General features: G+C 62.9%; 16 protein-coding genes and 2 rRNA genes. 13 read left to right on the top strand and 5 right to left on the bottom strand.

The window, feature by feature from the left end; genetic code table 11:
* The first annotated feature begins 319 nt into the window (after positions 1 to 319).
* The 7 genes from QNO06_RS11325 to metG all read left to right on the top strand — a co-directional run bounded on the left by QNO06_RS11325 (position 320) and on the right by metG (position 8461).
* Positions 320 to 2227: an acetolactate synthase large subunit gene (locus QNO06_RS11325; RefSeq protein ID WP_227914412.1), complete on the top strand. Its 1908-nt coding sequence runs from the start codon at positions 320 to 322 to the stop codon at positions 2225 to 2227.
* A gap of 3 nt (positions 2228 to 2230) precedes the next feature.
* Positions 2231 to 2743 (top strand): acetolactate synthase small subunit, encoded by a 513-nt coding sequence (gene ilvN, locus QNO06_RS11320; protein WP_227914411.1) that lies wholly within the window; start codon positions 2231 to 2233, stop codon positions 2741 to 2743.
* A 48-nt stretch (positions 2744 to 2791) separates the two neighbouring features.
* Positions 2792 to 3817, top strand: coding sequence for a ketol-acid reductoisomerase (gene ilvC, locus QNO06_RS11315; protein ID WP_227914410.1), 1026 nt, complete (start codon positions 2792 to 2794; stop codon positions 3815 to 3817).
* A gap of 160 nt (positions 3818 to 3977) precedes the next feature.
* Positions 3978 to 5573 carry a phosphoglycerate dehydrogenase gene (serA, locus tag QNO06_RS11310; RefSeq protein WP_227914409.1) on the top strand — a complete coding sequence of 532 codons (1596 nt, stop codon included), beginning with the start codon at positions 3978 to 3980 and terminating at the stop codon, positions 5571 to 5573.
* A 224-nt stretch (positions 5574 to 5797) separates the two neighbouring features.
* Entirely contained in the window at positions 5798 to 6493 is a 696-nt protein-coding gene (locus tag QNO06_RS11305) for a hypothetical protein (protein ID WP_227914408.1), read from the top strand.
* Positions 6494 to 6549: 56 nt separating this feature from the next.
* Complete coding sequence (locus QNO06_RS11300) at positions 6550 to 6846, top strand: hypothetical protein (protein WP_227914407.1); 297 nt, start codon at positions 6550 to 6552, stop codon at positions 6844 to 6846.
* Between the two features lie 55 nt (positions 6847 to 6901).
* Positions 6902 to 8461: a methionine--tRNA ligase gene (metG, locus tag QNO06_RS11295; protein ID WP_227914406.1), complete on the top strand. Its 1560-nt coding sequence runs from the start codon at positions 6902 to 6904 to the stop codon at positions 8459 to 8461.
* Between the two features lie 61 nt (positions 8462 to 8522).
* On the opposite strand, the gene QNO06_RS11290 is transcribed toward metG, so the two are convergent.
* The 5 genes from QNO06_RS11290 to QNO06_RS11270 all read right to left on the bottom strand — a co-directional run bounded on the left by QNO06_RS11290 (position 8523) and on the right by QNO06_RS11270 (position 14512).
* Positions 8523 to 9050, bottom strand: a complete 528-nt coding sequence (locus QNO06_RS11290; RefSeq protein WP_227914405.1) for a hypothetical protein — start codon at positions 9048 to 9050, stop codon at positions 8523 to 8525.
* 156 nt (positions 9051 to 9206) lie between these two features.
* Positions 9207 to 11711 (bottom strand): ABC transporter permease, encoded by a 2505-nt coding sequence (locus QNO06_RS11285; protein WP_227914402.1) that lies wholly within the window; start codon positions 11709 to 11711, stop codon positions 9207 to 9209.
* Positions 11712 to 11714: 3 nt separating this feature from the next.
* A complete protein-coding gene (locus tag QNO06_RS11280) occupies positions 11715 to 12482 on the bottom strand; it encodes an ABC transporter ATP-binding protein (RefSeq protein ID WP_227914400.1) in 768 nt (255 codons plus the stop codon).
* A gap of 97 nt (positions 12483 to 12579) precedes the next feature.
* Complete coding sequence (locus QNO06_RS11275) at positions 12580 to 13308, bottom strand: response regulator (protein WP_227914399.1); 729 nt, start codon at positions 13306 to 13308, stop codon at positions 12580 to 12582.
* 4 nt (positions 13309 to 13312) lie between these two features.
* The gene (locus QNO06_RS11270; RefSeq protein WP_227914398.1) at positions 13313 to 14512 is read right to left on the bottom strand and encodes a DUF7134 domain-containing protein; all 1200 of its coding nucleotides are present in this window, start codon (positions 14510 to 14512) and stop codon (positions 13313 to 13315) included.
* Between the two features lie 124 nt (positions 14513 to 14636).
* On the opposite strand from QNO06_RS11270, the gene QNO06_RS11265 reads away from it, so the two are divergent.
* From QNO06_RS11265 to QNO06_RS11240, 6 genes are all read left to right on the top strand, one after another.
* On the top strand, positions 14637 to 15701 hold the full coding sequence (locus QNO06_RS11265) for a 3-isopropylmalate dehydrogenase (RefSeq protein WP_227914397.1): 1065 nt from the start codon (positions 14637 to 14639) through the stop codon (positions 15699 to 15701).
* Positions 15702 to 15763: 62 nt separating this feature from the next.
* Positions 15764 to 16870, top strand: a complete 1107-nt coding sequence (locus tag QNO06_RS11260) for a branched-chain amino acid aminotransferase (RefSeq protein WP_227914396.1) — start codon at positions 15764 to 15766, stop codon at positions 16868 to 16870.
* A gap of 7 nt (positions 16871 to 16877) precedes the next feature.
* Complete coding sequence (locus tag QNO06_RS11255; RefSeq protein ID WP_227914395.1) at positions 16878 to 17669, top strand: MBL fold metallo-hydrolase; 792 nt, start codon at positions 16878 to 16880, stop codon at positions 17667 to 17669.
* 113 nt (positions 17670 to 17782) lie between these two features.
* A complete protein-coding gene (locus QNO06_RS11250) occupies positions 17783 to 18034 on the top strand; it encodes a hypothetical protein (RefSeq protein WP_227912427.1) in 252 nt (83 codons plus the stop codon).
* Between the two features lie 155 nt (positions 18035 to 18189).
* A 16S ribosomal RNA gene (locus QNO06_RS11245) occupies positions 18190 to 19717 on the top strand.
* Positions 19718 to 20230: 513 nt separating this feature from the next.
* Positions 20231 to 23366 (top strand): 23S ribosomal RNA (locus tag QNO06_RS11240).
* The 16S and 23S rRNA genes sit together here, the layout of an rRNA operon.
* Positions 23367 to 23420: the final 54 nt, after the last annotated feature.

Raw genomic sequence — 23420 nt, 5'->3', positions numbered from 1 at the left:
GTCGGGGAGGCCTGTCAGCCGCGAGACACATGTCCAGATAGTGAGACGCGCGTCTCATACAATTGACACCCCCGCAGGGGAACGCGAGACTGAACGGTATGCAGATCGTACCCGTCGTCCTTATCAAGCGCGTGGCGTAACAGCCCCGACTTGTAAGACGTCACGCGCGAACCCCTACGGAGCCAACCGGCACGAGGGGTTTTTTTTATTGGCTTCGCAGCTTCACCGCTTCGCTGGGCACAGAAGAAGCCGGAACGGGCACCACCCGCACCGGCCGCCGCAATGACCATGGATCAGTATCCGCACAAAGGAAGTTCCAATGAGTAAGGGATCGCCAATCAGCCCTTCGCTGATGGCCTCAAAAGCCAATGCCGCCGCACGCGCGGCAGCGGCCAAGACCAAAGATGTAGCCACTTCTGTGTCCGCCCATCCCGACGCCGTGGATGAGCGCATCCAAGGCCCGGGCAACGTTGTTCCGCCCACCCAGATGACCGGTTCCCAGGCCATCGTCCGCTCCCTTGAGGAGCTCGGCGTCGACGAGGTCTTCGGCCTTCCCGGCGGGGCCATCCTGCCCACCTACGATCCGCTCATGGATTCTCCGAGGATCCGCCACATTTTGGTCCGGCACGAGCAGGGTGCCGGCCACGCAGCCGAAGGCTATGCCATGGTCACCGGGCGCGCCGGTGTGTGCATTGTGACCTCGGGTCCCGGGGCCACCAACCTGGTCACCGCCATTGCGGATGCGCACATGGACTCCGTTCCGATGGTGGCCATCACCGGCCAGGTGTCCAGCGCCTTCATCGGCACCGATGCCTTCCAGGAAGCGGACATCGTGGGCATCACCATGCCCATCACCAAGCATTCCTACCTGGTCACCGATGCCGCGGATATCCCGCGGGTGCTCGCCGAGGCGTTCCACATTGCGACGTCGGGCCGGCCCGGTCCGGTGCTGGTGGACATCGCCAAGGACGCCCAGCAGGCAAAAACCACCTTCTCCTGGCCGCCGAAAATCGACCTGCAGGGTTACCGGACCGTGGTCCGCGGCCACTCCAAGCAGGTCCGTGAAGCGGCCCGGCTGATTGCCGAATCCCAGCGTCCGGTGTTCTACGTGGGCGGCGGTGTGCTGAAGGCCAATGCTTCGGAAGAACTGCTGGAACTGGCCGAACTGGTGGGCGCCCCGGTGGTCACCACCTTGATGGCCCGTGGTGTTTTCCCCGACTCGCACCCCCAGCACGTGGGTATGCCCGGCATGCACGGATCGGTTTCGGCCGTGACCGCACTGCAGCAGTCTGACCTGCTCATCACGCTCGGTGCCCGCTTCGATGACCGCGTCACAGGCGTGCTGAGCTCCTTTGCGCCCGGTGCCAAGGTCATCCACGCCGACATCGATCCGGCCGAAATCTCGAAGAACCGTCCTGCCGATGTCCCGATCGTGGGTTCGGTCCGGGAAATCATTCCGGAGCTTGCCGACGCCGTGCGCGGCCAGTTCGAAGCCGACCGTCCGGACATTTCGGCTTGGTGGGCCGTACTGGACCGGCTGCGCGAGACCTATCCGATCGGCTACGCCGAACCCGAAGACGGCCTGATTGCCCCGCAGAAGGTCATTGAACGCATCGGCGCCATGACCGGCCCCGAGGGCGTGTACGTGGCCGGGGTGGGACAGCACCAGATGTGGTCGGCGCAGTTCATCAAGTACGAACGCCCGCGCGCCTGGCTGAACTCCGGCGGACTCGGCACCATGGGCTACTCCGTCCCGGCGGCCATGGGTGCCAAGGTCGGCAACCCGGACCGCGTGGTCTGGGCCATCGACGGCGACGGCTGCTTCCAGATGACCAACCAGGAACTGGCTACCTGCCTGATCAACAACATCCCGATCAAGGTCGCCATCATTAACAACTCCTCCCTGGGCATGGTCCGGCAGTGGCAGACCCTCTTCTACGAGTCCCGCTACTCCAACACGGACCTGAACACCGGGCACGACACTGTGCGCGTGCCGGACTTCGTGAAGCTGGCGGAAGCCTACGGCTGCGTGGGCCTGCGCTGCGAACGCGACGAGGACATTGACGCCACCATTGCCAAGGCGCTGGAAATCAATGACCGCCCCGTCGTCATCGACTTCGTGGTCAGCCGCGACTCCATGGTGTGGCCGATGGTCCCCACCGGAGTGTCCAACGACCTGATCCAGATTGCCCGCAACATGACTCCCACCTGGGAAGAGGAGGACTAGGACATGGCCCGCCACACCCTTTCCGTGCTGGTAGAAGACGTACCCGGCGTCCTGACCCGGGTCGCGTCGCTGTTCGCCCGCCGGGCATTCAACATCAATTCTTTGGCCGTGGGCCCCTCCGAGGTGCCGGGCATGTCCCGCATCACCGTGGTGGTCGACGCCGAAGGTGACCTGCTGGAGCAGGTCACCAAACAGTTGAACAAGCTCATCAACGTCATCAAGATTGTCGAGCTGGTTCCCGATTCCTCCGTGCAACGAGACCACATCCTGGTCAAGGTTCGTGCGGATGCCGCAACCCGGCTGCAGGTAACCCAGGCAGCCGAGTTGTTCCGTGCCTCAGTGGTGGATGTGTCCATCGACTCGCTCATTGTTGAGGCAACAGGCACCGCCGAGAAGCTCAACGCACTGCTCTCAGTGCTTGAGCCCTTCGGCATCCGCGAAATAGTCCAATCCGGAACACTGGCCATTGGCCGCGGCTCGAAGTCCATGAGTGACCGCGCGCTGCGCAGCGCCTGAGTTCCAACCCCAGACCCTTATCCAGGAAACCAGTAGGAGATAACCACAGTGACTGACATGTATTACGACGACGACGCAGACCTGTCGATCATCCAGGGCCGCACGGTCGCGGTCATCGGCTACGGCAGCCAGGGCCACGCCCACGCCCTGAGCCTGCGCGACTCCGGCGTCGACGTCCGCGTCGGACTGAAGGAAGGCTCGGCATCCCGTGCCAAGGCCGAAGCCGAGGGCCTGCGGGTCCTTTCCGTGGCTGACGCCGTGGCCGAGGCGGACCTGATCATGGTCCTCACCCCGGACCAGGTCCAGCGCTTCGTCTACGCGGAGGAAATCGCCCCGAACCTGCAGTCCGGCGACGCCCTGTTCTTCGGGCACGGTTTCAACATCCGCTACGGCTACATCCAGCCCCCGGCCGACGTCGACGTCGCCCTCGTTGCCCCCAAGGGGCCGGGCCACATTGTGCGCCGCGAATTCGAAGCAGGCCGCGGTGTCCCGGACCTGATCGCCGTGGAGCAGGACGCGTCCGGCAAGGCCAAGGAGCTGGCACTGTCCTACGCCAAGGCCATTGGCGGCACCCGCGCCGGCGTCATCGAAACCACCTTCACCGAAGAGACCGAAACCGACCTCTTCGGTGAGCAGGCCGTGCTCTGCGGCGGCGCTTCCCAGCTGATCCAGTACGGTTTCGAGACGCTGACCGAGGCCGGCTACCAGCCGCAGGTGGCGTACTTCGAGGTGCTGCACGAACTCAAGCTGATCGTGGACCTGATGGTGGAAGGCGGCATCGCCAAGCAGCGCTGGAGTGTTTCCGACACTGCCGAATACGGCGACTACGTCTCCGGCCCGCGCGTCATTGACGAGAGCGTCAAGGAAAACATGAAGGCCGTCCTCGCGGACATCCAGAACGGCGCCTTCGCCAAGCGCTTCATCGATGACCAGGATGCTGACGCCCCGGAATTCAAGGCGCTGCGTAAGAAGGGCGAGGACCACCCGATCGAGGCCACCGGCCGCGAACTGCGCAAGCTCTTCTCCTGGATCAAGAACGAAGACGATTACACCGAAGGCTCCGTAGCCCGCTAGAAGGTGACGCCCGTAACAGAAGCACCGAATCGCGCCGCCTCCGCAGGCAGGCGTTAGGCTCGAAAGGCAAGCCGAATCGGCAAGGAGGCCGGACCCGTCTGGGTCCGGCCTCCTGCACGAAAAACCCCACCTGAATCTTCCACAGCTAAAGAGGTAACCGGTGTCTGCCACCAAACCAGTCGTACTCCTCGCGGAGGAACTCTCGCCCGCCACCGTCGAGGCCTTGGGTCCGGACTTTGACATCCGCTCCACTGACGGCGCCGACCGCTCCCAGCTCCTTGCCGCGATCGCCGACGTCGACGCCATCCTGGTGCGCTCGGCCACCCAGGTGGACGCCGAGGCCATCGCGGCTGCGAAGAACCTGAAGGTCATCGCCCGCGCCGGCGTGGGGCTGGACAACGTGGACATCAAGGCTGCGACCCAGGCCGGCGTGATGGTGGTCAACGCCCCGACGTCGAACATCATCTCCGCCGCGGAACTGACGGTGGGGCACATCCTGTCCCTGGCCCGGAATATCCCGCAGGCCAGTGCGGCGCTGAAGAACGGGGAGTGGAAGCGCTCCAAGTACAGCGGCACCGAGCTGTTCGAAAAGAAGATCGGCATCATCGGGCTGGGCCGCATCGGCGCCCTCGTGGCCGCCCGCCTGCAGGGGTTCGGCACCGAGATCCTCGCCTATGACCCGTACATCACCTCGGCCCGGGCAGCGCAGCTGAACGTGCGCCTCGTGACGCTGGACGAATTGCTGGAAGAATCCGACTTCGTCACCATCCACATGCCCAAGACTCCGGAAACGCTGGGCATGCTCGGCGCCGAAGCCTTCGACAAGATGAAGGACACCGCCTACGTGGTGAACGTGGCCCGCGGAGGGCTCGTGGACGAAACGGCCCTGTTCGACGCGCTGCAGTCCGGGAAGATCGCCGGTGCCGGCGTGGACGTGTTCGTCAAGGAACCCAGCACCAACCTGCCGTTCTTCGCGCTGGACAACGTGGTGGTCACCCCGCACCTGGGCGCCTCCACCGATGAGGCACAGGAAAAGGCGGGCATCTCCGTAGCGAAATCGGTGCGCCTGGCCCTGGCCGGGGAACTGGTCCCCGACGCCGTGAACGTTGCCGGCGGCGTCATTGCCGAGGACGTTCGCCCGGGCATCCCCCTGATTGAGAAGCTGGGCCGCATCTTCACCGCACTGTCCTCGGACTCAGTGACCGCCGTCGACATCGAAGTGGCCGGAGAAATTGCCGCCTTGGACGTGAAGTCCCTGGAACTGGCAGCACTGAAGGGGATCTTCACCGATATCGTCTCCGAGCAGGTCTCCTATGTGAACGCTCCGGTGCTCGCCGAGCAGCGGGGCATCGAGGTGCGGCTGCTGACCACCCCGGACGTGGATGATTACCGTAACCTGCTGACCATCCGCGGCGCCTTGTCCGACGGCACCCGCCTGGAGGTCTCCGGCACCCTGACCGGGCCCAAGCAGATCCAGAAGCTCGTAGGCGTCAACGGTTACGATCTGGAAATCCCCATCAGCGAGCACCTCATTGTGCTGATCTACCAGGACCGCCCCGGCGTCATCGGCGCCCTGGGACGGATCTTGGGGGAGAAGGACATCAACATCGCCGGTATGCAGGTGGCCCGGAACACCGAAGGCGGCCAGGCGCTGTCCCTGCTGACGGTGGACTCCTCCGTCCCGCAGGATGTCCTGGAAGCACTCAAACTCGAAATCGGGGCCACGGTTGCCCGCGAGGTGGACCTGCAGGACTAGTTGACGGCAAAACTCCGCTGCCCCCGAGTAGACTGCTCGCGTTACCGGTGCGCTGTGCTCCGGACGCGACGGGGGTAGCGGGAATGTCAGTGGAATACGCGGGGGCGGAAAACAAACCTTGGGACCCTAAGGAGAGGCCCGTTCAGCCGGGCCCGTTGCGGCGGGGCCGGATCGGGCCCGCGCTCCTGGTGGTGTGGCTGGGTGTCTTACTATCCATGTTCGGAATGGGTTTCGACAGCTATGCCGGGTGGGCTCTCTGGGGCACAGCGGGGTACACGCTGACCGCGGCACTTGTCGGGCTGCTGATTTTCGGTCCCGTGGGCGTACCCGGGCTGCGTAACCGCGTTCTGGCCTACGCGGTCCCTGTCCTCCTTGTCTGTGCGGTGCTGCCATTCACCTCGGGGGCCCTCGCCGCGGTGGCCAGCGCCTTCCTGCCTGCCTGGGCGCTGGTCACCGCTCTGTATGGGGTGCGCGGGGGCCTTGCCAGAGGCGCCGGAACGGCCTTCACAGTGATGCTGGGCGGGATTGCCGGGGTCGGCGCAGCGGTCGGCCTGCTTTTCCTCATAGTGAGCCTGATGTTCGATGGATATGAATCGATTCCGTTGGTGATCTGTTTCCTTCCCCTTCTGCAGCCGGTGGTGCCCTTTCCGCGCGGCGGCTGGCAGGAGATCCGTAAACGCGGGATGGAGCTGGGCCTTGCGGTGCTAGTGGTTCTCGTGGGCAGCGGCTGGTTACTGCCGCTGTTCGGGGAGAGCTCGTCTACAGACGCGGTGTTGAGCAGCATGATGGGGGGACTGGCCTACATGGTTGGCGCCTTCACGGCGGGTGCAGCGGTTAAGCGGGCTGGGTGGGCATGGGAAAAGACAGTGGAGTACCCGGCGTACCCCCGCCCAGGCGACACGGCCCGGGCAGCCGAATAGTGCGAGGGGCGGAGTGCAGAACCACGCCCCTGGACCGCAGCTGGGTTACCGCATCCATGCTGTTGGTGTGGTTCGCCGCCTACGCTGTTTCCGGCGCCTCGGGTCTCCCGATACCGAGCCAGGCCGGACGTGCCCTGGCCTGCGCAACAGCGGGGGTATTGGTTGGGCTCGCGGTGTTTGTGCCTGCCAACCCCTCCGCCCTTGGCCGGCGGGTGGCGGTCTATGCGGTTCCGGTACTTGCCCTGACCCTGCTGATGGCCGCATCAACAGAAGACTTCTACACCGTGGGGGTCATGACCTACATCGTCGCTGTGGTTCCCACTGCAGCTGTGGTGACCGTGGGCCGGATTTAGGACACCGGACAGTACCAAAGCGACACGGCCCGGTAAAACAGGGTAATTTTCTTATGTGACTTCAACCGACTCCAAGACCCCGTTCTACATCACCACCGCTATCTCCTACCCGAACGGCGAACCCCACATTGGGCACGCCTACGAGCACATCGCCACCGATGCCATGGCCCGCTTCAAGCGCCTCGACGGCTACGACGTGTTCTTTATGACGGGTACGGATGAGCATGGCCTGAAGATGCAGCAGTCCGCGGATAAGGAAGGCATCACCGCCAAGGAACTCGCGGACCGCAACTCCGCCGCCTTCCAGCAAATGGAAGCGGACATGGGCACCTCCTATGACCGGTTCATCCGTACCACCGACGCGGATCACTACGCTGCCGCGCAGGCCATCTGGAAGCGGATGGAGGAGAACGGTGACATCTACCTCTCCAAGTACTCCGGCTGGTACTCCGTCCGGGACGAGGCGTACTACACCGAGGACGAGACCGAAGTCCGCGAGGACGGGGTGCGCTACTCAAAGGAGACGGACACCGAGGTGACCTGGACGGAAGAGGAGAGCTATTTCTTCCGCCTTTCCGCCTACCAGGACCGGCTGCTGGCCCTCTACGAGTCCCAGCCGGATTTCGCTGCGCCGCGCTCGCGGTTCAACGAGGTCATCAGCTTCGTCAAGGGCGGGCTGGAGGATCTGTCCATCTCCCGCACCACCTTCAACTGGGGCGTGCCGGTGCCGGGCAACCCGGACCACGTGATGTACGTGTGGGTGGACGCGCTGACCAACTACCTCACCGGCGTCGGCTTCCCCGACACCGAGAGTGAGGCGTTTCGGAAGTACTGGCCTGCCGACGTCCACGTCATCGGCAAGGACATCTCCCGCTTCCACGCCATCTTCTGGCCGGCGTTCCTGATGTCCGCGAAGCTGGAACTGCCTCGGCGGATTATGATCCACGGCTTCCTGCACAACAAGGGCGTCAAGATGTCCAAGTCGCTGGGCAACGTGGTGGCGCCCAAGGCTTGGGCGGACCAGTACGGCCTGGATTCGGTGCGGTTCTTCCTGCTGCGCGAGGTCCCGTTCGGTGCGGACGGTTCCTACAACCACGACGCCGTTGTGGGCCGGATGAACTCCGACCTCGCCAACAACCTGGGCAACCTGGCCCAGCGCTCCCTGTCCATGGTGGCCAAGAACTGCGGGGCCGCCGTGCCGCAGCCGGGGGCGTTCACGCCCGAGGACACCGCACTGCTCGAGGCCGCCGGCAACCTGCTGCAGATCTCCCGGGAAGCCTATGACGTGCAGGATTTCCACGGCGCGCTCGAAGCCACCTGGAAAGTCCTGGGCGACACCAACGCCTACTTTGCCGAGCAGGCCCCCTGGGTGCTGCGGAAGACCGACGTCGACCGCATGAATACCGTGCTCTACGTGACCCTGGAAGTGCTGCGGATCGTGGCCATCCTGATCCAGCCGGTCATGCCGGGCAGTGCCGCCAAGCTGCTGACCGTGCTGGGCCAGGACGACGACGCCGCGCGTCAGTTCAGCGCTATTGGTACGCCGCTGGTGCCGGGCACTGAACTGCCGGCACCCACGCCCATCTTCCCGAAGTACGAAGAGCCGGCCGAATAGCGGGCCATAACAAAAACACCCCCCGGCTATCCGCCGGGGGGTGTTTTTGCTGCTGGGTACGTTAGGCCTCAGGGTCCGTGGCCAGGAACCGTTCCACGGCCGTTTTTTCCATCACTTCCGCCACCGCTTCCTGCTGCCCGCGGGCCATCTCGACCAGTTCCTGCAACCGGGCCGTATTAAACCGGTGATCGGTGCCCGAAAGCACCAGCAGGGTTCGCCACAGGGATTCCTTCATCCTTACCAGCGACTGCAGGAATTCAAGTTCCAGCTGGCCGGTGGTGCCGCCGCCGGTGCTCAGCGGATTGAGCGGACCCAACTTGCCGGCTGCTGCTCCCACGGCTGCTGCGGCGGCCTTCACCTTGCTCCGGGAGTACCCCAGCGCGTGGATCAGGGACTCCAGCTCGTCGCGTTCGTCGGAGATTTCCTCCACCAGCCGGGCGAAGGTCTCCTCGAACGGGGATCCTTCCCAGGTCCGCTGTGCCGCGGTGAACAGGCGGACGCCGGTCTCCGCGCCCACCAGGTGGTCATCGAGATAGGCGGCCAGTGATTCACGGCCTGGGGTAAAGGTCCCGGGTGTAGCTTCCGTCATGCTGATCTCCTTACGGCTGCAGCCTGCCGGATCTTTCCATCCGGCATAAGCCTGCTTAGTAATTTGTCCTTCCCTGTATCCTTGCAGATCTGCGGCCCGACCGCGAGGCAGGTGCCCCGCAGCCGGACCGCGGACAGGCCGGGCCGGTGCTGCCGGTCAGTCGGCGGCCAGCCCCGCTACCGGAGAGAGCCGTGCCGCGCGCCGGGCCGGAAGGACCGACGCGGCCAGGCCGGCCAGGATGGCGACGGCGAGGACCGCGGCCAGCTGCAGCCAGGGCAGGGACGGGGCAACGGATGTAAAGGCGCCCAGCGCGGATTCAGCTCCGAGCCAGCCATACAGCGAGCCCAGCACCGTGCCCATCAGGGCGGCTACGCCGGCGATCAGTACGGCTTCCAGGGCAAGCATGCCGCGCAGCTGGTTACGGGTCAGGCCCAGCGCCCGCAGCAGAGAGGATTCCCTGGTGCGTTCCAGCACGGACAGCGACAGCGTGTTCGCCACACCTACCAGGGCAATAACCACCGCGACTCCCAGCAGGCCCGTGACCACCATCAGCAGGACGTTGATGACCTGCTCGAAGGCACCGCGCTCGATGGCCGAGCCGGATACTTCGTAGTCCTCCACACCGGCGGCTTCAGCCACGTCGGTGCGCAGGTCCATCAGCGCGCTTGTGTTAAGCCCGTCCTCCACGGACAGCCACAGCTGGGGCATGGGCGGATACTGCTCGTCACCGGCGGGTGCGGGACCGCCGATGGACTCCGCAGTCTGTGCAGTGATCAGCGGCAGCATCTGGCTGCTCTCGGAGACCACTGTCTCAAGCTCGACGCTGGAGGTTGCACCCTTCACTGTGAGGGTCTTTTCCGGGGTGTTCTGCGGTACCAGAATGGTGTTGTCTTTCAGGACCAGGGACGAATCCTGGAGCACCTTGGCGGCGTCGGCCGGATCCAGTGCGTACACCCCGAACTGATCTCCGTTTTCAGTCTCGGCCGTGGCAGAGACCGGAACGAGAACGGCTTCCCGTACCCCTTCCACTTCACGGACCGCGTCGGCATCAGCGGCGGTGACGGATTCGTCCTGACCGGAAACCGCCACATCCACGGGGTACTCCGCGGCCAGGACATCGTCCAGGGACGTTCGGACGGTTGCTGCGCCGGTCATCATCATCGTCACCAGGGTGACGCCGATCAGCAGGGCGGAAGAAGTTGCCGAGGTGCGCTGGGGATTGCGGACCGCGTTCACCGCAGCCAGTTTGCCCGGGACGCCCAGCGGTGCGGCAATCCGCCCGACCGTGCGCACCAGTGACGGGACAAACAGGGTTGCGCACATCAGCACGCCCACAAAACTGAGCATGCCGCCGGGAAGGGCGATAAGGAGATTCCCCCGGACCGCACCGACTGCAAGCAAGGCAGCACCCACGGCCAGCAGGACCAGGCCGATACCCAGCCGGGCCCGTCCGCGACGGGTGCCGGCGCGGACATCGTCTGCCGGACGCAGTGCAGCCAGCGGGGCCACTGCGGTTGCTGCCCGGGCCGGAACCAGGGCTGCGAGGACCGTCAGCAGGATGCCGGCGGCCAGACCGGCCACCACTGAGAGCGGGGAGACGGCCATGGTGGCAAAACCGCTGTCCGGCAGGGTCTGCAGGTAGGCGATAATACCGCCCACGAGGGCGATTGCGGCCGCTACACCGGCCAATGAAGCCACAACGCCGACGATGAGTGCTTCCACAATCACCGAGCGCCGGATCTGTGACCGGGCTGCACCGATGCAGCGCAGCAGGGCGAGTTCACGGGTGCGCTGGGCCACCAGCACCGAGAAGGTGTTGGAAACCACCAGGGCGCACACCAGCAGTGCCACAGCGGCGAAGGCCAGCAGGATAGTGGTGAGGATGTCTTCGCCGCCGGTGAAAGCGGACACCATGGCATCGGTTTCTTCCCGCGCGGTGCGGACCGTGATGCCCTCGTGCCCTTCGAGCTTTTGCTCCAGGGCGGTACGGACCTGCTCCACGCCGGCGCCGTCCGCCAGCGCCACCTGGATGTTGCTCAAGCCTGCCTCGGCCTCAGCGAAAAGGGCTGCCGTTGCGGTGGTGGAGTACAGCTGCGGTGTGCCCATCACCCGCGGGTTCTCGGAAGGCGCCACCACTGCCGTGACGGTCAGCTGGACTGTCGGCTGTTCAACTTCCGGATCGGCGAAGGCGTTGGTGACGGTCAGCACCGATCCCCGGGCCAGGTCCTGCCTCTCGGCGGTGTCACGGTCAACGGCCACCTCGTTGTCGGAGACCGGGAGGGTGCCTTCGAGCACATCAACCGGGAACAACTGCGCGTAGTCCGAGGTGTTGCCCAGCTCGGCAAACACCCTCTGCTTGCCCTCGCCGAAGTTAACGTAGCCCGTCTGCGCGGCGTACGTTCCAGCCACTCCCGCTGTGTCACTTACCAGGGCTGCGTCGTCGGACATCAGCGGTTCGGAGTCCGGATCGGACATGTCCCGGGTGAGGACCAAATCGGCGTTCCGGTATGACTCGCCCACGCTCTGCGCCAGGGACGCCTTGGAAGAGGAATTGATGATCAGGGTGGCGGTCAGGAACCCCACCGCAATCAGAACCGCCAGGGAAACCGCTATAAAGCGGCGGGCGTTCAGGCGCACCTGCGCCAGCGCTACCTGCAGCACGGCCTACGCCCCCAGCTTGGTCAGGGCAGACAGCACGGTGTCCGGAGTGGGGTTGGCCAGTTCGCCTACCAGTGCGCCGTCGTTCATCAGCACCACCCGGTCCGCATAGGAAGCGGCAACGGGGTCGTGGGTGACCATGATGATGCTCTGGCCCATTTCCGCGGTGGAGCGGCGCAGCAGCGAAAGCACCTCTGCGCCGGACTTCGAGTCCAGGTTGCCGGTGGGTTCGTCGCCGAACAGGACATCCGGGCGGGTCAGCAGGGCGCGGGCGACGGCGACGCGTTGCTGCTGGCCGCCCGAAAGTTCGTGCGGGCGGTGCTTCAGGCGCCCGGTGAGGCCCAGGGTTTCGGTGAGGCTGTCCAGCCATGCCCGGTCAACGGTCCCGTTGGCCAGGGCGACGGGCAGCGTGATGTTCTGTTCAGCCGTCAGCGTGGGAACCAGGTTGAAGGACTGGAAAACGAAGCCCACGGAGTCCCGCCGCAGCCGTGTGAGGGCGGCGTCGTTCAGCCCCGTCAGTTCGGTGCCGCCAATCCAGATCCGACCTGAGTCGGCGGTGTCCAGTCCGGCCAGGCAATGCATCAGGGTGGACTTGCCGGAGCCGGACGGACCCATGATGGCGGTGAATGTCCCGGTTTCGAAGCTGACGTCCACGTCCCGAAGGGCGTGGACCTGGGTTTCGCCCTTTCCGTAGGTCTTGTTCAGCTGCTGGGCGGCAGCGGCCAGGCGGGTCCCCGTGTTGGGAACAGGATTATGCTCTGCGAGTGTTTTCATACCCCCCACACTATTTTCGACCGTACCCCTGCCGCATCGGGCGGGGGGACGGTCCCTGGCCGGCGGGTCTCATACCGTGGGTGGAAGCTGGCTGCCCCTAGGGGGCGACAATCCCGGTCGCGTAGGCAATCACTACGGCTTGTACGCGGTCCCGGGCCTCCAGCTTGGCAAGGATGTGTCCCACATGGGTTTTGACCGTTGCCTCCGAGAGGAAGAGCTTCGTCGCGATCTCCGGGTTGGAGAGTCCCTGCGCGATCAGGCTAAAGACCTCATGTTCGCGCGGGGTCAGGGAGGCGACGGCGGCGGCGTGCGGACTGCCCGGGCTGCCGGCCGTGCGCAGCAGGGGAGCAACGTGGTCCAGCAGGCGCCGGGTGGTGGAAGGGGCAATCACGGCGTCCCCGCGATGCACCGTGCGGATGGCCTCCAGCAGCTCCTCCGGCGGGGCGTCCTTGAGCAGGAAGCCGCTGGCACCGGCCTGGATGGCGGAGAGCGCGTACTCGTCCAGGTCGAAGGTGGTCAGCACCACCACCTTCACATCCTCGTTGCGGACGCCTCCGGCTCCCAGCAGCTTTTCCGTCGCCTCGATCCCGTCCATGCCCGGCATGCGGACATCCATCAGTACGACGTCGGCGCCCACCGCAGCCAGCGCGGCGAGGGCCTCGCTGCCGTTGCCCGCCTCTGCGACCACTTCAAGGTCCGGCTGGGAGTTGATCAGCATGCGGAACCCGCCGCGGACCAGCTGCTGGTCGTCCACCAGCACTACGCGGATGGGATCGCCGGTTGTCCCGGCAGCATCGGATTCGGGTGTCGAGGGGGATGGGGGCACGTGCCTACGCTTCCGTATAGGGAATGAATGCTTCAACGCGGAATCCTCCGCCGGCCGCGGGGGCCGCTTTCAGGGTTCCATCGTAGAGGGCAAGGCGTTCACTCATTCCGGTGATGCCCTGGCCCAAGCCGTCCGTGGAGAGCCCGGCCGCGGCGCCGTGTCCGTTGTCGCGGACGGTGATTGCGAGGCCTTTGGCAGACCACTGCAACACCACTTCTGCGCTGGCACGCGGTCCGGCGTGCTTGAGGACGTTGGTCAGGGATTCCTGGATGACCCGGTAGGCGCTGAGCTCCGCACCCTGCGGAAGCGGGCGGCGCGGTGTTCCCTGCGTCTGGACCGAAACATCCACGCCGCCCCGCCGGACCGAGTCCACCAGAGCGTCAACATCTGCGAGGGTGGGCAGGGGTCGGGTGGAGGCCGCTTCGTCGCCGCGGAGGACGCCCAGCAGCCGGCGCATCTCCCGCAGGGAGCCCCGGCCGGTCTCGGCAATCACGCCGAGCGTCTTCGGTGCTACTTCCGGGTCCTCGGCGCTCGCATACCGTGCGCCGTCGGCCTGGGTGATTATTACGGAGAGCGAGTGCGCCACAATGTCATGCATTTCCCGGGCAATGTGGCTCCGCTCGTCGGCGGCGGCCAGATCCCGTTCCTGCTGCCGTTCCACTTCGAGCCGGTGTGCACGGTCTTCGAGCGCCTGTACGGCGAGGCGCCGGGTGCGGGTCAGGTCGCCGAACGTCCATGCCACCAGGATCACCGCTTCGAAGGCGACGAGGTCGATGGCGGCGATGACGGAAGTGCTGATCTGGACGATGTCGGGAAAGATATACCGGATCAAAAAGAGTGCCCCGCCTGCCATGGCCAGGGCCAGCCCGGCAAGGCTCGCCCAGCGCGGTGCGAAGGCTGCCAGGGAATAGACGGTGACCAGCACGAAGATGTCCGCCGGCAGGGCAGTGACCGGGACCAGGAACAGCTGGAGGATGCAGGCGGCGGCTTGGACGGCGGCGCTGGCGACGGGACGGCTGCGCCGCCAGGCCAGCGTCATGCAGATGACGGCGGACAGGGCGAATTCCATGAGGCCGCGGCCGCCCCCGGACCCGAGCAGCAGGAAGGGCACGGCGAAGATGAGCGTGGCAGCGATTGCCTGCCAGAGGTTCACTTTCCCGGGGTTCGCCTGGATCCAGGCATAGATACGTCTGTGCACGAGCATGATTACCAACTCTAGGGCTCCCCGGCCGGTCCGCGCGTCATACCGGGGGTGGACTCCTTGCCCGCGGTGACCAGCATGTGAGATGCCTTGTTCGCCATGCGGACCCTCTTCCTAAGATGGGGTCATGAGCGAGACACAGCCCACAAGCATTTCCCTGGCCGTCATCCCGGGTGACGGTATCGGCCCGGAAGTTACCGCTGAAGCGGTCAAGGTCCTCGAGAAGGCGACGGCGGCCAGTCCCGTCACATTCGAACTGACGGAATACGAACTCGGGGCAGAGCACTGGCTCGCTACCGGCGAGACCCTCCCCGATGCCACGCTCGAGGCGATCAAGACGCACGACGCCATCCTGTTCGGCGCCGTCGGGGCCGCACCGGGGGACACCACTATGCCCTCCGGGCTGATCGAGCGCGAACTGCTCCTGAAACTCCGCTTCAGCCTGGACCACTACGTCAACCTCCGCCCCTCCCGCCTGTATCCCGGCGTCGAAAGCCCCCTGGCCAAGGCCGGAGAGGTGGACTTCATTGTGGTCCGCGAAGGAACCGAAGGTCCCTACGCCGGTAACGGGGGAGTGCTCCGGGAAGGAACCCCGCAGGAAATCGCCACCGAGGTGTCACTGAACACGGCGCACGGCGTCGAACGCGTGGTTCGGGACGCGTTCCGCCGCGCCTCCCAGCGGCCCCGGCGCAAGCTCACCCTGGTCCACAAGCACAATGTGCTGGTGAACGCCGGCCGGCTGTGGAAGCGCACCGTCGAGAAGGTGGCCGAAGAGTTCCCGGAGGTCACCCATGACTACCTGCACGTGGACGCGGCAACCATCTTTATGGTGAGTGATCCCTCACGCTTCGATGTGATTGTCACCGACAATCTCTTCGGCGACATCATCACGGACTTGGCGGCGGCAATCACAGGCGGCATTGGCCTGGCCGCTTCCGGAAACCTCAACATGGACCGCACCTATCCCTCCATGTTCGAGCCCGTCCACGGTTCTGCCCCCGACATTGCGGGGCAGCAGAAGGCGGACCCCACTGCTGCCATCCTTTCGGCGGCCCTGATGCTGCGGCATTTGGGCTTCGAAGCCGAGGCCGGCCGGGTGGAGGACGCTGTGGCGGCGGACATTGCGGCACGTACCGGTGCGCACCGCTCGACGTCGGAGGTAGGCGATGCCATTGCTGCCGCGGTGTCATAAGCTCTGTACCTAACAACCAAGTAGTCGTAGAACGGGTTTTTGCCGTTCACCGTGGAGGAATCATGACCGTCAGCGCACTGGAATTCACCCAGGAGCTTTCCACCAACCCGAAGTCCGCCTCCGAGCGGGCCACCATCCTGGCCAACCCCGGATTCGGCGACTACTTCACAGACCACACCGCCGTTATTGACTGGAAGGCGGCCGAAGGCGGAGACGCCCAGTGGCAGAATGCCCGCATTGAGCCCTACGGACCCATCTCGATCGATCCGGCAGCCGGCGTCCTGCACTACGGCCAGGAGATCTTCGAAGGACTGAAGGTATACCGGCACGCCGACGGTTCCGTAGTGAGCTTCCGCCCGGAGGCCAACGCTGCCCGGCTGAACCTGTCCGCCCGCCGGCTGGCGCTGCCGGAACTGCCCGAGGAACTCTTCCTGGAGTCCATCCGCCAGCTGGTGGCCCTGGACAAGGACTGGATCCCGGACGGCGACGGCGCAGCGCTGTACCTGCGCCCGTTTATGATCGCCACCGAGGCGTTCCTGGGGGTCCGTCCGGCACGCGAAGTCTCCTACCGCGTCATCGCTTCCCCGGCCGGAAACTACTTCGGCGGAGAATTGAAGCCCGTCTCCATCTGGCTCTCCACCAAGTACGCCCGCGCCGGCCGCGGCGGCACGGGTGAGGCCAAGTGCGGCGGCAACTACGCGGCATCGCTGATCGCCCAGATGGAAGGCGAAGCCAACGGCTGCAAGCAGGTCCTCTTCCTCGACGAGTTCAATGACAATGCCGTGGAGGAACTGGGCGGCATGAACGTGTTCTTCGTCTTCAAGGACGGGCGCCTGGTGACCCCGTCGCTCTCCGGCACCATCCTGCACGGCATTACCCGCTCATCGGTTCTGCAGCTGGGCCGGGACCGGGGCATGGATGTCCAGGAACGCAAGATCACCCTGGACGAATGGCGCGACGGCGTGGCCTCCGGTGAAATCACCGAGGTCTTCGCCTGCGGCACCGCCGCCGTCATCACTCCGGTGGGCCAGCTCAAGTCCGAGACTGAGGTAATCGGCTCCGCCGATGCAAAGCCCGGCGAAGTCACCATGTCCATCCGCGAGCAGCTGCTCGGCATCCAGAACGGCACCGTGGAGGATACCCACGGCTGGCTGACCCGTCTGGCCTAGGACCGGCATGCCCGCCTCCGCGCTTCCGGAATCCGGACTGGTCCGCAGCAGTGACTTGACCCGTGTGCGCCTTGCGCCGAACCCGGGACCCATGTCGCTGGATGGAACCAACAGCTATGTGCTGACTGCCCCGGAGTCCGGAAGCACGGTGGTGGTAGATCCGGGACCGCTGGATGAGGAGCACCTGCAGGCACTGGCCTCGGCGGGAACGGTGGAGCTGGTGCTCATAACCCACCGGCATGCCGACCACACCGAGGCAAGCCGCAGGTTCGCGGAACTGACCGGTGCACCGGTGCGGGCTTTCGACCCTGCGTACTGTGTTGCGGGGGAGCCCCTGCGCCCCGACGAAGTGATCCGGGCCGCCGGAGTGGAGATCCGGGTGCTGGCAGCGCCCGGGCATACCTCGGATTCGCTTTGCTTTTTCCTTCCCGACGACGGCCCCAACGGGTCCGTCCTGACGGGGGACACGATCCTGGGCCGGGGCACCACCGTGCTGGACTTCCCGGATGGAACACTGGGCGACTATCTGTTGACGCTTTCCATGCTCTCGGACCTGGGCCCGGCCACCGCGCTTCCGGGCCACGGGCCGGTCCTGCCGGATCTGAGTTCAACGGTCCTGACCTACCGGGACCACCGGGAGGAGCGGCTGGAACAAATCCGCGCCGCACTGGAGTCGGCCGGCCCGGACGCCGGAACAGCTGAAGTAGCCGACCTGGTCTACTCCGATGTGCCGGCCAATGTCCGGGCTGCCGCGGAATTGTCCGTGGCCGCGCAGCTGGCCTATCTCCACGGCGAGTAGGCGACTGGGCAGGGGTGCGGCAGGTCACTTCGAAACGGTTTGCGGGGACCGGGCCGGGTGTGCAAAGATAGACGAGTCGCCGCGGCCGGGACGCTGAAATAAGCGCCCGAAGCATGGCGGCCAAACCCACCAAAAAACAGAGTTTCTCTGGTGCGCCCTTCACGGGGCCGGCAGGAAAGACTCCGGCTTTTTGCTGGGCCGGAACGGCGGTTGACACGCTTTCCCGGGCTTCCGATAAGGAAAACCGGGAATTGCGGAAAACGCCGGAATGGAATAAGATGGAAAACCTTGCAGCGAAGAAGAAAAGGAAAACATTGTTTTCCCGAGTATTTTCGGATTGCGTCTGTTGTTTGAGAACTCAATAGTGTGCCAAGTTTATTGATACCAATTTATTTTAATTGGTTGAATCGACTGTTCCGCCCACCCCGTGGGCTGGAATGGTTTTTTTAGCTGGTTTCGAATTTAGTGCAGTGCCTGGCGGCCAATTTTCCTTGGCCCCGGCATTGTGTCTGTATGAACATTTACGGAGAGTTTGATCCTGGCTCAGGATGAACGCTGGCGGCGTGCTTAACACATGCAAGTCGAACGATGACTTCTGTGCTTGCACAGAATGATTAGTGGCGAACGGGTGAGTAACACGTGAGTAACCTGCCCTTGACTTCGGGATAAGCCTGGGAAACCGGGTCTAATACCGGATACGACGGACCACCGCATGGCGGTTCGTGGAAAGCTTTATGCGGTTTTGGATGGACTCGCGGCCTATCAGCTTGTTGGTTGGGGTAATGGCCCACCAAGGCGACGACGGGTAGCCGGCCTGAGAGGGTGACCGGCCACACTGGGACTGAGACACGGCCCAGACTCCTACGGGAGGCAGCAGTGGGGAATATTGCACAATGGGCGAAAGCCTGATGCAGCGACGCCGCGTGAGGGACGAATGCCTTCGGGTTGTAAACCTCTTTCAGCAGGGAAGAAGCGAAAGTGACGGTACCTGCAGAAGAAGCGCCGGCTAACTACGTGCCAGCAGCCGCGGTAATACGTAGGGCGCAAGCGTTATCCGGAATTATTGGGCGTAAAGAGCTCGTAGGCGGTTTGTCGCGTCTGCTGTGAAAGCCCGGGGCTCAACCCCGGGTCTGCAGTGGGTACGGGCAGACTAGAGTGATGTAGGGGAGACTGGAATTCCTGGTGTAGCGGTGAAATGCGCAGATATCAGGAGGAACACCGATGGCGAAGGCAGGTCTCTGGGCATTAACTGACGCTGAGGAGCGAAAGCATGGGGAGCGAACAGGATTAGATACCCTGGTAGTCCATGCCGTAAACGTTGGGCACTAGGTGTGGGGGACATTCCACGTTTTCCGCGCCGTAGCTAACGCATTAAGTGCCCCGCCTGGGGAGTACGGCCGCAAGGCTAAAACTCAAAGGAATTGACGGGGGCCCGCACAAGCGGCGGAGCATGCGGATTAATTCGATGCAACGCGAAGAACCTTACCAAGGCTTGACATGAACCGGTAAGACCTGGAAACAGGTCCCCCACTTGTGGCCGGTTTACAGGTGGTGCATGGTTGTCGTCAGCTCGTGTCGTGAGATGTTGGGTTAAGTCCCGCAACGAGCGCAACCCTCGTTCTATGTTGCCAGCGCGTTATGGCGGGGACTCATAGGAGACTGCCGGGGTCAACTCGGAGGAAGGTGGGGACGACGTCAAATCATCATGCCCCTTATGTCTTGGGCTTCACGCATGCTACAATGGCCGGTACAAAGGGTTGCGATACTGTGAGGTGGAGCTAATCCCAAAAAGCCGGTCTCAGTTCGGATTGAGGTCTGCAACTCGACCTCATGAAGTTGGAGTCGCTAGTAATCGCAGATCAGCAACGCTGCGGTGAATACGTTCCCGGGCCTTGTACACACCGCCCGTCAAGTCACGAAAGTTGGTAACACCCGAAGCCGGTGGCCTAACCCCTTGTGGGAGGGAGCCGTCGAAGGTGGGACCGGCGATTGGGACTAAGTCGTAACAAGGTAGCCGTACCGGAAGGTGCGGCTGGATCACCTCCTTTCTAAGGAGCACCTCGAAGCGGATGTCCTTCCACAGTGTTGGATGTGTGCTTTGCAGGAGATGCCCATGTCGGAAGCATATGTTTTCCGGTGGGTGCTCAAGGGTGGAATATCAATGGATAGGCGCCGGCATGATTGCCTGGCATCAGTGAGTACGTTCCCTTTGGGGTTCTGGAAAGCGGTGCGGGCAGGTTACCGGTTGACCGTTTGGCACACTGTTGGGTCCTGAGACAACAGGGCTGTGGGGCTTCTTCCCTCTTTGAGGGGGTGGGGGTGTTCATGGTTGTGGTTTGTTTCTGTTTGTTCCTGCGCATGCCGGGTACATCACGGGTGCCGGTTCCCTTTGGGGGGCTGGTTGGTGGTGGGGATGGGTGTGACGGGGTTGTTGTTTGAGAACTACATAGTGGACGCGAGCATCTTAAAAATTATTAAGTGCAATTTCAGATAAACCTGGTGACCGGTTTTTACCGGCCTCCATGGTTTTCTCGATAGCGATATTAATTATTGATCTTTGTGGTCAAGTTTTTAAGGGCACACGGTGGATGCCTTGGCATCAGGAGCCGAAGAAGGACGTAGGAATCTGCGATAAGCCTGGGGGAGTTGATAACCGAACTTTGATCCCAGGATGTCCGAATGGGGAAACCCCGCCCGGCGCGCGAGTGACCGGGTGACCCGCATCTGAACACATAGGGTGCGTGGAGGGAACGTGGGGAAGTGAAACATCTCAGTACCCACAGGAAGAGAAAACAACAGTGATTCCGTTAGTAGTGGCGAGCGAACGCGGAAGAGGCTAAACCAGTGGTGTGTGATAGCCGGCGGGCGTTGCATCACTGGGGTTGCGGGACTTTCCGTACCGATTCTGCCGGATTGGTGAAGTGAGTGCAGGTGCATAGGTGAACTGGTTTGAAAGCCAGGCCGTAGAGGGTGTTAGCCCCGTAACCGGAATGTATGCTGCCGCTTGGAGAGGATCCCAAGTAGCACGGGGCCCGAGAAATCCCGTGCGAATCTGCCAGGACCACCTGGTAAGCCTAAATACTCCCTGATGACCGATAGCGGACAAGTACCGTGAGGGAAAGGTGAAAAGTACCCCGGGAGGGGAGTGAAATAGTACCTGAAACCGTGTGCCTACAAACCGTTGGAGCAGCTCTGATTGCTGTGACAGCGTGCCTTTTGAAGAATGAGCCTGCGAGTTAGTGTTACGTCGCGAGGTTAACCCGTGTGGGGAAGCCGTAGCGAAAGCGAGTCTGAATAGGGCGATGCAGTGGCGTGATCTAGACCCGAAGCGGAGTGATCTACCCATGGCCAGGTTGAAGCGACGGTAAGACGTCGTGGAGGACCGAACCCACTTCAGTTGAAAATGGAGGGGATGAGCTGTGGGTAGGGGTGAAAGGCCAATCAAACTCCGTGATAGCTGGTTCTCCCCGAAATGCATTTAGGTGCAGCGTTGCGTGTTTCTTACCGGAGGTAGAGCTACTGGATGGCTAATGGGCCCTACAAGGTTACTGACGTCAGCCAAACTCCGAATGCCGGTAAGTCAGAGCGCAGCAGTGAGACTGTGGGGGATAAGCTTCATAGTCGAGAGGGAAACAGCCCAGACCACCAACTAAGGCCCCTAAGCGTGTGCTAAGTGGGAAAGGATGTGGAGTTGCCCAGACAACCAGGAGGTTGGCTTAGAAGCAGCCACCCTTGAAAGAGTGCGTAATAGCTCACTGGTCAAGTGATTCCGCGCCGACAATGTAGCGGGGCTCAAGTACACCGCCGAAGTTGTGGCATTCAGATATTAGATAAGCCTTCGTGGTTCAGTCGTCTGGATGGGTAGGGGAGCGTCGTGTGGGCAGTGAAGCAGCGGTGTAAACCAGTTGTGGAGCCTACACGAGTGAGAATGCAGGCATGAGTAGCGAAAGACGGGTGAGAAACCCGTCCGCCGAATGATCAAGGGTTCCAGGGTCAAGCTAATCTGCCCTGGGTAAGTCGGGACCTAAGGCGAGGCCGACAGGCGTAGTCGATGGACAACGGGTTGATATTCCCGTACCGGCGAAAAACCGCCCATACCAAGCAGGGGACACTAACCGTCCGGAGCCTGCCCGAGCATCCTTGTGGTGTGAGGGTTTTGGCCGAGCACGGGACCTGATCCTGGGAGGTAAGCGTATTAACAGGTGTGACGCAGGAAGGTAGCCGGGCCAGGCGATGGTTGACCTGGTCTAAGGATGTAGGGTCCGTGATAGGTAAATCCGTCACGGTGTCTTTGATGACGTGCCTGAGATCTGACGGGACTCCCTCACGGGGGGATCCGGTGATCCTATGCTGCCTAGAAAAGCATCGGCGCGAGGTTTTAGCCGCCCGTACCCCAAACCGACACAGGTGATCAGGTAGAGAATACTAAGGCGATCGAGAGAATTATGGTTAAGGAACTCGGCAAAATGCCCCCGTAACTTCGGGAGAAGGGGGGCCCCAACCTTGATGGACACTTGCTGTCCGGAGGGGATCGGGGCCGCAGAGACCAGGGGGAAGCGACTGTTTACTAAAAACACAGGTCCGTGCGAAGTCGCAAGACGATGTATACGGACTGACTCCTGCCCGGTGCTGGAAGGTTAAGAGGACCGGTTAGCCCTTACGGGCGAAGCTGGGAATTTAAGCCCCAGTAAACGGCGGTGGTAACTATAACCATCCTAAGGTAGCGAAATTCCTTGTCGGGTAAGTTCCGACCTGCACGAATGGAGTAACGACTTCCCCGCTGTCTCAACCATAAACTCGGCGAAATTGCAGTACGAGTAAAGATGCTCGTTACGCGCAGCAGGACGGAAAGACCCCGAGACCTTTACTATAGTTTGGTATTGGTGTTCGGTGTGGCTTGTGTAGGATAGGTGGGAGACTGTGAGACCCGGACGCCAGTTCGGGTGGAGTCATCGTTGAAATACCACTCTGGTCATACTGGATATCTAACTTCGGCCCGTAATCCGGGTCAGGGACAGTGCCTGATGGGTAGTTTAACTGGGGCGGTTGCCTCCTAAAGAGTAACGGAGGCGCCCAAAGGTTCCCTCAGCCTGGTTGGCAATCAGGTGTCGAGTGTAAGTGCACAAGGGAGCTTGACTGTGAGAGAGACATCTCGAGCAGGGACGAAAGTCGGGACTAGTGATCCGGCGGTACATTGTGGAATGGCCGTCGCTCAACGGATAAAAGGTACCTCGGGGATAACAGGCTGATCTTGCCCAAGAGTCCATATCGACGGCATGGTTTGGCACCTCGATGTCGGCTCGTCGCATCCTGGGGCTGGAGTAGGTCCCAAGGGTTGGGCTGTTCGCCCATTAAAGCGGTACGCGAGCTGGGTTTAGAACGTCGTGAGACAGTTCGGTCCCTATCCGCTGCGCGCGCAGGAAATTTGAGAAGGGCTGTCCTTAGTACGAGAGGACCGGGACGGACGAACCTCTGGTGTGTCAGTTGTACTGCCAAGTGCACCGCTGATTAGCTACGTTCGGATGGGATAACCGCTGAAAGCATCTAAGCGGGAAGCCCGCTTCGAGATGAGATTTCCATACACCTTGTGTGTGAGAGGCCCCCAGCCAGACCACTGGGTTGATAGGCCGGATGTGGAAGCGGGGACTAAAGACCCGTGAAGCTGACCGGTACTAATAGGCCGATAACTTACACCACATCAACACCTGGGGAAACACGACTTCAAACGGTTTCCCAATGTAGAGGGTGTTG

This window comes from Arthrobacter sp. zg-Y20 (assembly GCF_030142075.1).
GTDB lineage: Bacteria > Actinomycetota > Actinomycetes > Actinomycetales > Micrococcaceae > Arthrobacter_B.
Note: the sequence above shows the minus strand (reverse complement) of the source record. Positions and strands in the feature narration are given on the sequence as shown.

Excerpts from the sequence above, each read along its gene's own strand:
- QNO06_RS11325 (WP_227914412.1), top strand. The coding sequence starts at position 320 with ATGAGTAAGGGATCGCCAATCAGCCCTTCGCTGATGGCCTCAAAAGCC.
- ilvN (WP_227914411.1), top strand. The coding sequence starts at position 2,231 with ATGGCCCGCCACACCCTTTCCGTGCTGGTAGAAGACGTACCCGGCGTC.
- QNO06_RS11305 (WP_227914408.1), top strand. The coding sequence starts at position 5,798 with ATGGGTTTCGACAGCTATGCCGGGTGGGCTCTCTGGGGCACAGCGGGG.
- QNO06_RS11300 (WP_227914407.1), top strand. The coding sequence starts at position 6,550 with ATGCTGTTGGTGTGGTTCGCCGCCTACGCTGTTTCCGGCGCCTCGGGT.
- QNO06_RS11290 (WP_227914405.1), bottom strand. The coding sequence starts at position 9,050 with ATGACGGAAGCTACACCCGGGACCTTTACCCCAGGCCGTGAATCACTG.
- QNO06_RS11280 (WP_227914400.1), bottom strand. The coding sequence starts at position 12,482 with ATGAAAACACTCGCAGAGCATAATCCTGTTCCCAACACGGGGACCCGC.
- QNO06_RS11270 (WP_227914398.1), bottom strand. The coding sequence starts at position 14,512 with ATGCTCGTGCACAGACGTATCTATGCCTGGATCCAGGCGAACCCCGGG.
- QNO06_RS11265 (WP_227914397.1), top strand. The coding sequence starts at position 14,637 with ATGAGCGAGACACAGCCCACAAGCATTTCCCTGGCCGTCATCCCGGGT.
- QNO06_RS11260 (WP_227914396.1), top strand. The coding sequence starts at position 15,764 with ATGACCGTCAGCGCACTGGAATTCACCCAGGAGCTTTCCACCAACCCG.
- QNO06_RS11255 (WP_227914395.1), top strand. The coding sequence starts at position 16,878 with ATGCCCGCCTCCGCGCTTCCGGAATCCGGACTGGTCCGCAGCAGTGAC.
- QNO06_RS11250 (WP_227912427.1), top strand. The coding sequence starts at position 17,783 with ATGGCGGCCAAACCCACCAAAAAACAGAGTTTCTCTGGTGCGCCCTTC.